General features: G+C 65.3%; 13 protein-coding genes. 5 read left to right on the plus strand and 8 right to left on the minus strand.

Annotated elements, in window-relative coordinates; all coding sequences use genetic code 11:
* Window positions 1–11: 11 nt before the first annotated feature.
* Together VJV41_RS08195 and VJV41_RS08200 are read right to left on the minus strand one after the other, a co-directional pair.
* Entirely contained in the window at window positions 12–995 is a 984-nt protein-coding gene (locus VJV41_RS08195) for a hypothetical protein (protein WP_325332811.1), read from the minus strand.
* Window positions 992–1,831 (minus strand): lysophospholipase, encoded by an 840-nt coding sequence (locus VJV41_RS08200; protein ID WP_325332797.1) that lies wholly within the window; start codon window positions 1,829–1,831, stop codon window positions 992–994. Before VJV41_RS08200 ends, VJV41_RS08195 begins: the two co-directional genes overlap by 4 nt.
* A 30-nt stretch (window positions 1,832–1,861) precedes the next feature.
* Between VJV41_RS08200 and VJV41_RS08205 the strand changes: the two genes are divergently transcribed.
* Together VJV41_RS08205 and VJV41_RS08210 are read left to right on the plus strand one after the other, a co-directional pair.
* Window positions 1,862–2,872 (plus strand): sigma-70 family RNA polymerase sigma factor, encoded by a 1,011-nt coding sequence (locus tag VJV41_RS08205; protein ID WP_325332812.1) that lies wholly within the window; start codon window positions 1,862–1,864, stop codon window positions 2,870–2,872.
* 342 nt (window positions 2,873–3,214) lie between these two features.
* Entirely contained in the window at window positions 3,215–4,339 is a 1,125-nt protein-coding gene (locus tag VJV41_RS08210) for an NDMA-dependent alcohol dehydrogenase (RefSeq protein ID WP_325332798.1), read from the plus strand.
* Here the strand turns inward: VJV41_RS08210 and VJV41_RS08215 are convergent.
* Window positions 4,320–4,775, minus strand: a complete 456-nt coding sequence (locus VJV41_RS08215) for a MarR family winged helix-turn-helix transcriptional regulator (protein ID WP_325332799.1) — start codon at window positions 4,773–4,775, stop codon at window positions 4,320–4,322. The genes VJV41_RS08210 and VJV41_RS08215 overlap by 20 nt on opposite strands.
* A 69-nt stretch (window positions 4,776–4,844) precedes the next feature.
* On the opposite strand from VJV41_RS08215, the gene VJV41_RS08220 reads away from it, so the two are divergent.
* Together VJV41_RS08220 and VJV41_RS08225 are read left to right on the plus strand one after the other, a co-directional pair.
* Window positions 4,845–5,609, plus strand: a complete 765-nt coding sequence (locus tag VJV41_RS08220; RefSeq protein ID WP_325332800.1) for a pirin family protein — start codon at window positions 4,845–4,847, stop codon at window positions 5,607–5,609.
* Window positions 5,587–6,858, plus strand: coding sequence for a gluconolaconase (locus VJV41_RS08225; protein WP_325332801.1), 1,272 nt, complete (start codon window positions 5,587–5,589; stop codon window positions 6,856–6,858). The genes VJV41_RS08220 and VJV41_RS08225 overlap by 23 nt, the downstream gene beginning before the upstream one ends.
* Here VJV41_RS08225 and VJV41_RS08230 read toward each other — a convergent pair.
* The gene (locus tag VJV41_RS08230) at window positions 6,855–7,151 is read right to left on the minus strand and encodes a GlsB/YeaQ/YmgE family stress response membrane protein (RefSeq protein ID WP_325332802.1); all 297 of its coding nucleotides are present in this window, start codon (window positions 7,149–7,151) and stop codon (window positions 6,855–6,857) included. The two genes, VJV41_RS08225 and VJV41_RS08230, sit on opposite strands and share 4 nt — an antisense overlap.
* 183 nt (window positions 7,152–7,334) lie before the next feature.
* Between VJV41_RS08230 and VJV41_RS08235 the strand changes: the two genes are divergently transcribed.
* Window positions 7,335–8,414, plus strand: a complete 1,080-nt coding sequence (locus VJV41_RS08235) for a phosphodiester glycosidase family protein (protein ID WP_414684910.1) — start codon at window positions 7,335–7,337, stop codon at window positions 8,412–8,414.
* Window positions 8,415–8,470: 56 nt separating this feature from the next.
* Here VJV41_RS08235 and VJV41_RS08240 read toward each other — a convergent pair whose 3' ends face one another.
* The 4 genes from VJV41_RS08240 to VJV41_RS08255 form a co-directional block, all read right to left on the minus strand.
* Window positions 8,471–8,989 carry a hypothetical protein gene (locus VJV41_RS08240; RefSeq protein WP_325332803.1) on the minus strand — a complete coding sequence of 173 codons (519 nt, stop codon included), beginning with the start codon at window positions 8,987–8,989 and terminating at the stop codon, window positions 8,471–8,473.
* Between the two features lie 90 nt (window positions 8,990–9,079).
* Window positions 9,080–9,856, minus strand: coding sequence for a fructosamine kinase family protein (locus VJV41_RS08245; protein WP_325332804.1), 777 nt, complete (start codon window positions 9,854–9,856; stop codon window positions 9,080–9,082).
* Between the two features lie 2 nt (window positions 9,857–9,858).
* A complete protein-coding gene (locus VJV41_RS08250; protein ID WP_325332805.1) occupies window positions 9,859–10,689 on the minus strand; it encodes an SDR family NAD(P)-dependent oxidoreductase in 831 nt (276 codons plus the stop codon).
* Window positions 10,690–10,698: 9 nt separating this feature from the next.
* A partial coding sequence (locus tag VJV41_RS08255; protein ID WP_325332806.1) for a DUF1275 family protein occupies window positions 10,699–11,064 on the minus strand: 366 nt, incomplete at its 5' end.

Consider the following 11,064-nt stretch of genomic DNA (forward strand, 5'->3'; position numbering starts at 1 on the left):
CCAGACTAGGTCTACTTGCCGACAAAACCGTCGAGCGCCGTCACCAGTTGTGGAGAAAGTGGGTTCTGTTTCGCATAGTTGGCGACGCTGTCGGTTGGGTCGTCGCGCAGCACGTGGTTGACGCCCTTGAGCTCGACGACGGTCAACTGGGTGTGCTTGAGCGCGTCGATAAGCGCGCGCTCGCTTTCACACTTGGCTTGTCCATCGGAGTCCGAACAGGTCAACAAGACCCGGGTGTCGGCGGGAATCTTGGCGGCCAGCGCGAGCGGGTCGATCGCATCGGCTTCGATGACGGCCTTGATGTTGCCGGGGTTGACGATGGCGCTCAGCCCCTCGGGCAGTTTGTCGGGTGCCGTGCCCTTCGTGCGGACTTGGTCGATCGCCGCCAGCCAGGTCGACAGCGTCTCGGGTGTCGCGTCGGCGCGCACGCGGGCGGTGATGATGTCGAGGTAGCGACCGGACAGCGGCTGAAACAGGCCGAGCGATCCGATCTTCGGTGCGCCGGGCGTGGTGTCGACCGCCAGCGACATCGCGTGGATGGTGCCCTCACCGAGGGCGTACACCGAGATGCGTGACTTGTCGGTGCCCGGCTGGTCGGCGAGGTACCGCACGGCCGCCTTGGCGCCAGAGGTGTAGATGGCGCTGCCGACGTCGGCGGGTCGCTTGGCGTACGGGCCGAGGCCGGTCTTGCCGGTACCGACCTTGTCGTAGCGAAGGCTGGCGACGCCCCGATCGGAGAGAAGCCCGGCGAGCTGACGCATGTTGCCCACAGGACCCGCAACCGCGTTGTCGCCGTTGCGGTCGGTGTTGCCGCTTTCGGAGATCAGCAACGCCGCGGGTCCGGGTTTTCCGTCGTGTTGATGGCGGTAGGAGCCGTGGATGGTGAGGCCGTCAGCGGTGAACGTGACGTCGTCGTCGGCCCACACCGGCTGGGTGTGTGACGAGCATCCGGCCAGTAGTGCGAACGAAAGAACCAGCGCAGCAAGGGCTTTCAAAGCTTGGCCTCGATCCACGACGTGACGTCGTCAAGCACCACCGCTTTCTCCGGCTCGTTGAACACCTCGTGGTAGAGCTCCGGGTAGACCTTCAGGTGCACGTCGGTCGAACCCACACATTCGACGAGGTGGCGACTGCCGTCCACGTGGATCAGCTTGTCCTGCTCGCCGTGCACGACCAATAGCGGAGCGGTGATGGCCCCGGCGCGCTGCGGCATGGTCTCGCCGACGCTGATCAATGCGCGGGCGATTCCGGCGGGGAGCTTGCCGTGGTAGACCATCGGGTCGGCGTTGTAGGCGGCGACGACGTCAGGGTCGCGGGATACGGCATCGGTGGGGAGCTGTTCGACGGGCAGGCCGGGCACGATCTTGCCGAGAAGCTTGGCGACGAGCACCATCCCCGGCGAGACGTTCTCTTGCGCGTCGACGGCCGGGCCGGACAGCACCATCGCGGCGTAGTCGTCGGGATGCTCTACGCCGTAGGCGAACACGATGCCGCCGCCCATGCTGTGGCCCAGCACGATGCGCCTGAGGCCGGGGTGTTCGGCGGCGGCGATCTTTGCCAGAGTGTCGAAGTCGCCGGTGTACTCGGAGATGTCCTTGAGATAGACCCGTTTGCCGCCGGAACGGCCGTGGCCGCGGTGGTCCAAGGCGTACGTGATGAGGCCGGACTCGCCGAACCGCTGCGCGACGTGGTCGTAGCGGCGGGCGTGCTCGGCGTATCCATGCGAGAGCACGACGACACCGCGCGGCTCGGTGTCGGGCGTCCACACGTCGTAGACGATGCGCACACCGCCGACACCGTCGAAGCTGCGTTCGCTGCGGGTTGTGGCCATCAGGGGAGACTAATGAGTGCCCGACTCGCCTTGTCCCTGGGTCTGCGTAAGCTCGGTGCGGTGAGCGTCCTCGCACACGAAACCGATGACGAATTCCTCCTCAAGGCCGAGCCGCACCGGCGTGAGCTGCTCGCGCACTGCTACCGGATGACCGGTTCTGTGCATGATGCCGAGGACCTGGTCCAGGAAACCTATCTGCGCGCATGGAAGGCCTACGGCGGCTTCAAAGGCCAGTCGTCGCTGCGCACATGGCTGTACCGGATCGCCACCAATACCTGCCTGACCTCGCTCGAGGGTCGTCAGCGCCGGCCGCTCCCGACCGGTTTGGGGCAGCCGAGTTCGGATGCAAACGGTGAGCTGTTCGAACGCCACGAGGTGCCGTGGCTGGAGCCGCTGCCCGATCAATACGACGATCCAACTGACCCTTCCCAGATCGTCGGTACGCGCGAGTCGGTGCGGCTGGCGTTCGTGGCGGCGTTGCAGCATCTGTCCCCGCGGCAGCGGGCGGTGCTGGTGTTGCGCGACGTGTTGCAGTGGAAGGCCGCCGAGGTCGCCGACGCGATCGGCACGTCCACCGCCGCGGTCAACAGCCTGCTGCAACGGGCGCGGGCGCAGCTCGACGCCGTCGGCCCCAGCGAGGACGACGAACTGCCTGAGCCGGAATCGCCGGAGACCAAGGATCTGCTCGACCGCTACATCGCCGCGTTCGAGGCGTACGACATCGACGAGCTGGTGAAGATGTTCACCGACGACGCGATCTGGGAGATGCCGCCGTTCGACGGTTGGTATCAGGGCCCGGAGGCGATCGTCACGCTCACGCGGGTGCATTGCCCGGCCGAAGGGCCCGGCGATATGCGCTTCATCCGGACGACGGCCAATGGGCAGCCGGCAGCGGCGCTGTACATGCTCAATCGCGAGAGCGGCCAGCATGAGGCGTTCCAGCTGCATGTCCTGGACATCAAGCCGGGGGGCGTGTCGCATGTCGTGGCGTTTCTCGACACGTCGCTGTTCGAAAGGTTCGGCCTGCCGGCTTCGCTTTAGTGGTCGAGATCAGAGTTACGCCACGCGGTCGGGCGATGCGTGCGTCAGGTCTGATGTCAACGCAATGAGGCCAGCCGGCGGACCCCATGGCGTCACGGACGCGGCCAAGGAAGACGTATAGCCCTTCGGCATGAATGGTCCACCGATTCCCCCATGCGGCGACGATCGCAGAACGCCGGAAAAGTCGCTCAAATCCATCCACAGGCCCGGCGAGATGGGACTTCTCGCACGCAAACCGCGGGTTTGGCGTACCGGAAACTTATTTCGATGAGAAGTCGATATATTCCCAGTTCACCCTCCTTCTTGACCGGTGTTTTGGAACGTGTTCTATGATCGCGACTCATGAAGACCAAGGGCGCTCTGCTGTGGGAGCTCAACTCGCCATTCAAGATCGATGAGATCGACCTCGGTGATCCGGTCGCCGACGAGGTGCAGATCCGCATGCACGCCGCGGGCATGTGCCATTCCGACTACCACCTGACCACGGGCGCCACCCCGATCGGCCTGCCTGCGCTCGGCGGCCATGAGGGCGCGGGCGTCGTCAGCAAGGTCGGCAAGAACGTCACCGGCATCGAAGAGGGCGACCACGTCATCCTCGCCTTCATCCCCGCCTGTGGTGAGTGTCAGCCGTGCCTGAAGGGCTACCGGTCCCTGTGCGACCGCGGCGCCGTGCTGCTCGGCGGCAAGGCCATCGCCGACGGGACCTCGCGCGTGCACGCCGGCAGCACGGCGGTGTCGCCGATGAACCTGCTCGGCACCTTCGCCCCCTATATGACCGTCCACAAGGACTCGGTCGTGAAGATCGACAAAGACGTGCCGTTCGAAACCGCTGCCATCATGGGCTGCGCGGTGCCCACCGGCTACGGGTCGGCCACCAACGTCGCCGAAGTCAAGCCCGGCGAGACCGTGGTGATCGTCGGCGTCGGCGGCATCGGCATGAGCGCACTGCAGGGCGCGGTCATCTCCGGCGCCCGCAACGTCATCGCCATCGACCCCAACGAGTGGAAGCGCGATCAGGCCTTCAAATTCGGTGCGACGCATGCCTACCCGTCGATGGCCGAAGCCATCGCGCCGATCATCGATCTGACCTATGGCGTCATGGCCGACAAGACGATCATCGCCGTCGGGGACATGAAAGGCGAATACGTCGAAGAGGCGCTCACGTTGACCACCAAGACCGGCACCTGTGTGGTCACCGGAATGGGCTCGATGATGGACGTCGACGTCAAACTGAACCTCTTCCTGTTCACGATGTTGCAGAAGACGTTGAAGGGCAACATCTTCGGCGGCGGCAGCTCACACGTCGAGACCCCGAAACTGGTCGCACTCTACAAGTCCGGACTGCTCAAGATCGACGAGATGGTCACCAACACCTACTCGTTGGAGAACCTCAACGACGGCTACCAGGACATGCTGGACGGCAAGAACATCCGCGGCGTCATCAAGTTCACTGAATCTGATTGGTAAGCCTCTCGACCACGGTCTCGATCACCGAACCGAACGCTCGTTGCTGCGCCGCGGTCAGCCCGTCGAACATGACGGACCGTACGAGTTCGACGTGCCCCGGCGCGGCGGCCTCCAGGGCCGCTCGGCCGCCGTCGGTGATCTCGGCTATCGCGCCGCGGCGGTCGTCGTCACTGCCATGGCGAACCACCAAGCCGCGGCCACGCATACGTCGCAGCTGATGGGACAGCCGGCTCTGCTCCCAGCCCAGCGCCTCGCCGAGTTCGTAGACGCGTTGCGTCCCACGTTCCGACAACACGACCAACACGTCGTAGTCCGACAACGACAGCTCACAGTCCCGCTGCAGTTGCCGGTGCATCGCGGTCTGTAACCCGCTCGCCATGGCCAGATAGTCCCGCCATATCCTCTGTTGCTCCTCGGTCAGCCACATGGAATACATGACACATCATCTATGTTGTCTGGGTCAACGCCCGCCACCTAGGCTGGCAAGAACCCAAGGGGTGAGAACATGACACCGACAGAGACGATCGTCATCCGCCGCGCTGACGATCGCGCGAAGACGAAGATCTCCTGGCTGGACTCCAAGCACTCGTTCTCGTTCGGCAGCCACTACGAGCCGGACAATACGCACCACGGCCTGCTGTTGGTCAACAACGACGACATCGTCAAGCCGGGCACCGGCTTTGATACCCATCCCCACCGCGACATGGAGATCGTCACGTGGGTGCTGCGCGGCTCGCTGGTGCACCAGGACTCGACCGGACATTCCGGCGTGATCTACCCTGGCCTGGCCCAGCGGATGTCTGCCGGCCGCGGCATCCTGCACTCCGAGAAGAACGACTCCTGGACTCTGACCGGATCCGAGACACATGAAGAGCCAGTGCATTTCGTGCAGATGTGGGTGGTCCCCGACGAGTCTGGCATTGCTCCCGGCTATCAGCAGCTCGAGATCGACGACGAGTTGCTGCGCGGCGGTCTGGTGACGATCGCCTCCGGTATGCCCCAACACAGCGGCGACACCGCCATCACGATCCGCAACCGCTACGCGGCCCTGCACGGCGCTCGCCTGCAGCCCGGCGACTCCGTCGAACTGCCGCAGGCGCCGTACCTTCACTTATTCGTCCCGCGCGGCGAGGTCACCCTCGAAGGTGCAGGCCCGCTACACGAGGGCGATGCCGTTCGATTCACCGCCAGCGGCGGTCAGAAGATCACCGCCACGGAGCCCGCCGAGATTCTGGTCTGGGAGATGCATGCGGGTTTGGCTGCGGCATAAGCTAATTGGGCTGATCGGCATCGCGCTTCTCACGGCGTGCTCGACGAGTCCCCCGCCGCGTGCCCCGGCTCCCACAGCCGAAGCCGCCACCGGCCTGGTCCCCGTCACGGTCACGGTCGCGGCCGACGAAGCGATGGCCCAGCCACCTTTCGACCAACCGCGCCAGGTGGTTGCGCCGCCGGGCTGGACCATCTCGGTGTGGGCGCGCGTTCCCAAGGCCCGGCTGGCCGCATGGGCACCCGACGGCACGCTGCTGATTTCCGTGCCGAGCGCCGGCGAGATCCTGCGTCTGGAGTCCGGCCGCGAGTCGGTGCTGCTCGACGGGCTGGACCAGCCGCACGGCCTGGCGTTCGCCGGCCGGACGCTGTATGTCGCCGAAAGCGACCAGATCGACGCCTACGACTACGCCAACGGCACGGCGACCAATCGGCGGACGCTCGCCGCAGACCTGCCGGATGCGAAAAGCCCTGACCTGGAAGGCGCCTATGCGCACGCACTGAAGAGCGTCGCCGTCGGCTCGGACGGGACGGTGTACTTCTCCATCGGTTCGACCGGCAACATCTCCGCCGCCGACCGCGATGCCAACCCGCCGCGGGCCACCATCATGCGAATCCCGCCCGGGGGCGGTCCAATCCAGCCGTTCGCCACCGGCGTGCGCAACGGCACCGGCCTGGCGATCGCACCCGACGGCTCGGTGTGGACGGCGGTCAACAATCGAGACAACGTCGCCAACCCGCAGACGGGCCTGGTCGATCCGGAGTACATCAAGGATCATCCGCCCGAGGCGGTCGCAAAGCTGACCCCAGGGCGCGAATTAGGTTGGCCCTATTGCAATCCCGATGGCGGGCCGACGAATTTGCCGTTCATCCGCGACGAGCAGACCAACGCTGACGGCAGCAAGCTCGACTGCACGTCGCTTCCGAAAGTCGAACAGAGCCTCGGCGCGCACGCCGCCCCGCTGGGCATGAGCTTCACCCAAGGCGTGCTGCCCGAGCCATACACCAGCGGAGCGCTTGTCGGAGTGCACGGGTCATGGAATCGCCAGCCGCCCCAGCCTCCCGAGGTCTCCTTCTTCGCCTGGCAGAGCGGCCATCTCGGCAACCAGCAGACACTGGTCGGCGGGTTTCAGGCGCAGGACGGATCCCGCTGGGGCCGTCCGGTCGCCGCCGTGACGGGACCGGACGGAGCGGTGTACATCACCGACGACTACGCCGATGCCGTCTACCGGCTGGCGCCGCCGGGCCGCTAACGGACCGCGGTGCCGCGAGGAGTGCCGGTGCCCCGGCGGCCAGTGATGGCCAGGTAGGCCGCGATCAAGACGACCGCCACGACGACGCCAACGAGGAACGGGATGACCGCCCACCCACCGTTGGAGTTGGAATAGCCCACCTGATAGGTCACCCACGAGCCGATCAACGACCCGAGGATGCCCAGCACGATGGTCATGATGATGCCGATGCTCTGCTTGCCCGGCATGATCAGCCGCGCAAGCGCGCCGACGATCGCTCCGACGACGATTGCGCTGATGATTGTCCCGATCATTTCTTCTCCTCACGTTGTAACCCCGACCACGCGGGATTACCCATTCCGGCTAAATCCACGCGCGCCGGCTGAGCCAGCAACGCAGCCGATGCGCAACCGATATATAGCTGTGACGAAAGTTGACAGTGTTTCTACTGTGATTACTGTTGTCTGGGATCTAGCTGTGTCGTCGAGAGGGCACCCGTGTCGAGTGCGTCCGCAAACTTCCGCCGCTTCGTGGCTTGCGCCGCAGCGCTGGTGGTGTGCGCTGCGCTGGCGACGTCCGCGGCCCCGACGGCTCGCGCCGCCGACGGGCGCGAATTGTTGGCGAACGCGATCGCAAACACCCGCGGTTCCTACCTCGTCTACAACTTCGGCAGCGGACACCCCGCGCCGATGCTCAACGCCGCCGGCGGCGCGTATGAGCTGACCAATGGCGGTCACCTGATGATCATCAAAGCCGCCTCCCAACGGCTGGCGCCACGGCTTCTCGTCGATTCACACACCGGCTATCAGGCTCGCTGCGAACGCGATCCGCGGGCACGCACCGGCGAAGGCCTCTGGCAGGCATCCGAAGTCTTCTCGCCGCTGCAGGCATGGCAGGTGCTCGGCGAACCCACGATCGCGATCAACGCCAACTTCTTCGACGTGCGCGGGCAGAAGGGCGGTTCGTGGAAGTCGACCGGCTGCAGCTCACCGCTCGGCGCCTACGTCGACAACACCCGCGGACAAGGCCGCGCCAACACGGCCGTCACGGGCACCATCGCCTATGCGGGTAAGCAGGGTTTGTCCGGCGGCAACGAGAACTGGTCGGCGCTGAGCACCATGATCCTGCCTGTCAGTGGCGCGCCCTTCGTGGTTTCGCCGAAGGCGCCCAACGACTTCGACGCCGCCTCACCCGTGATCCAGGGCCTGATGGACAAGGGCACCCGGTTCGTCGCGGTCAGCGGGCTCGGGTTGCTCGCTCCCGGCGATACCGGGCAGATGAACGACGGCGGCCCGAGTGCGGCGCGCACCGCGCTGGCCTACGCCAAGGGCAAGGACGAGATGTATGTCTTCCAGGGCGGCAGTTACACCCCGGACCAGATCCAGGATTTGTTCCGCGGCCTCGGCAGCGACACCGCGATCCTGCTCGACGGCGGTGGTTCGTCAGCGATCGTGTTGCGCCGGGATACGGGCGGCATGTGGGCCGGTGCCGGTGTGCCCGACGGGAACTGCGATACCCGTCAGGTGCTGTGCGACTCGCGCGAGCGCGCGCTGCCGAGCTGGCTCGCGTTCAATTGACGGCTCAGCCGTCGGCGCTCAATTGAGCCGCGGCACATGAGTGTTAAACCGAGGGCCTACCTCGCCGGTGGTGGGTCGATGGGTGTCGCCGATATCGGCACCAAATGGGTGCCTGGTCCCTCACCTGGGCATCCGGCTCCATCAGTGATGAGGGTGCGCTCTCCGAAGAAGCTACCGTCAGGGTTCGGGATCCAGTAGTCCGAGCGTCGGGCCTTCACGGCGCTGTTGGGGTTGCTGCGATCGCAAAAGTAGGGATACTCACCGCTCGTCTCCCAACGATCGTTGTTCCATCTGTAGTCGTAAGCCAAGGGAGCGCCTGGATTGCGGGCATGGTCGTCCTTATTGTCCATGCGCATGACACAACCGTTCACATCACACTGGGTGGTGAATTGGACAGGCACCGTTATCGGATTCATCGGTGTCGGCATACCGTTGAACGTCTGCTTCGAGAAGTCGATGAACACGTCGTAGTACCCGTACAGCGGCGGTGGTTCAGCTCGATCCGCATGAACGACCGGCGAGACGATCAGCGCGACGCATGCGGCAAACACGCCTATCGGCAGAGTCTTTGACATATCCCCGAGTTAACACACCCACGGGGTGACTCGCTAGCGAATCGGGAGAAGAGCGCGGGAAGGTCGCGGGTGCGGTTGCCGAAAGTACCACTAGCAACCGCTGATTCCTGCGACGCTTGCAGAGGCCGCCAAGGTCTGGCGCTCGTAGCCAACCCCGGACAACACCACGTGAGCCAGCAGCGGGTAGAGCTGGTGCAGTCCCACGCGGTTACACCAACCGCCACGCAGCCGCCGGTGCGCCTGGTAGCCCGAGATAACTTCATCGAGGTAGGGACAACCGAACAGCGCCAGCATCGCCAGGTCGGTCTCGCGATGGCCGCCATGGGCCGCGGGATCGATCAGCACGGCGCCTTCGGATGTCCACATGACGTTGCCGCTCCACAGGTCGCCGTGCAGCCGCGCCGGGGGATCGTCATCGTCGAAATCACCTGCCTCGCAGCGAGATATCATGGCACCGACGGTTTCGCGCGTCGCGGTACCCAGTCGTGGCGCTGCGAGTTCGGCCATCGGCGCCAGGCGCTCACGCGCGTAGAACGTGCCCCAGCGTTCGTGGCCGGTCAACGACATCGGCAGCGGCTGGTCCAACGGGCCGAAGAACCCCGGCCCGGCCCAGCCGTCGGGCGGTGAGCCGAATGCCGCGGCGCCGGCATCGTGCGTACGCGCCAGTTTATGTCCGAACTCGTATGCTGCCGCGCGGGTGGGCCTCGCCGCGTCCAGCCGCTCCAACGCCAGGCTGGTGTCGTCGTAGCCGATCACTCGTGCACACGCCACGCCGTCTTCTACCGCCGAAAGCCATTGCAGCCCAGCGGCTTCACAGGCGAAGAAGCCCGCAGGCGCGCCGCGGTTGTGTTTGACGAACGCCGCCATGCCTACGGTTGTCCGGCGGCCCGCCGCAGCACGCTGTCGCGAACCCAGGTCGGCAGATTTGTCAGCAGCGCGACTTGAAGTTTGGGTATCGCGCCGACGACGTAGCGGGCCCGCGGGCGGCGGGCCGTGAGCGCCTCCTCGACGACTGCGGACACTCTCTGCGTCGGGACGGCCAGCCTCTGCGAGATTGGGATCGTCTTCTTCATACCCGCGATGTGCTTGGCGTACAGACTGCGCTGTTCGGATGTCAGCGTGGCTTCGACGTCGGCGACCATCGTGTCGGCGGTCCGCCACATATCGGTGTCGGTCTGCGCCGGCTCGACGACAATCACCGGAATATGCCACGGCCGCAACTCCATTCGCAGCGCGTCGGCGGCGGCTTCCAACGCAAACTTGCTGGCACAGTAGGCGCCGATCAACGACATCGACAGTCGTCCGTTCACGCTGGAGATGAATACGATCCGACCGTGTGATCGCCGCAGCCGTGGCAGCACCGCCTGGGTAACGGCCAGCTGACCGATCACGTTGATGTCCAATTGTTTTCGCCAGTCCTCAGGGCTCACGGTCTCCATCGGCCCGCTGACGACGATGCCCGCGTTGTTCACGATCGCGTCCACTCGTTCCGGCAGGGAGTCGGTCAACGCGGCAAGGTGTTCCGCATCGGTGACGTCGACGATCACCGACGAGATCCGCTGTGGGTTCAACGCGACGACGGCGTCCGCGTCCTGTTCGCTGCGCACACCTGCGATCACATCCCAGCCGCGCGAAGCGAGATGTTCGACAATCGACTTACCGATTCCGCGGGAGGCGCCGGTGACGAGTACTGATGGCATACTGCGACACTAGTCCGCGGCCGTGTCCTGTCTTTGTGGGCCGAACAGGAAGATTGCGGCGCTGGCAGCCACGGCGAGGGCCGCCAATGCGATCACCGGTGCAACGGTGAAGCGGGTCAGCGTCGCCCCGATGACTGCGCCCCCACACATGATCAGCACCACGCTGTAACGCAGCTTTTCGCGGTGTCCGGTGCCGCCGGCCAGCCTGCTGTCGAACCCGATGCCGACGATCGTCGACGTGAGGACCGTGGTGCTCAGCTCCTGGATGCCGAACTGGCGCGCGGTCGCGTTCTGGCTGCCAAACGTGATGGCCATTCCGGCGATCAGGATGAGCTTGGTGTTGTTGCGATAGTCCAGCACACCCGTGCCAGCAAG

The sequence above is a fragment of the Mycobacterium sp. genome, assembly GCF_035274705.1.
Lineage (GTDB): Bacteria > Actinomycetota > Actinomycetes > Mycobacteriales > Mycobacteriaceae > Mycobacterium.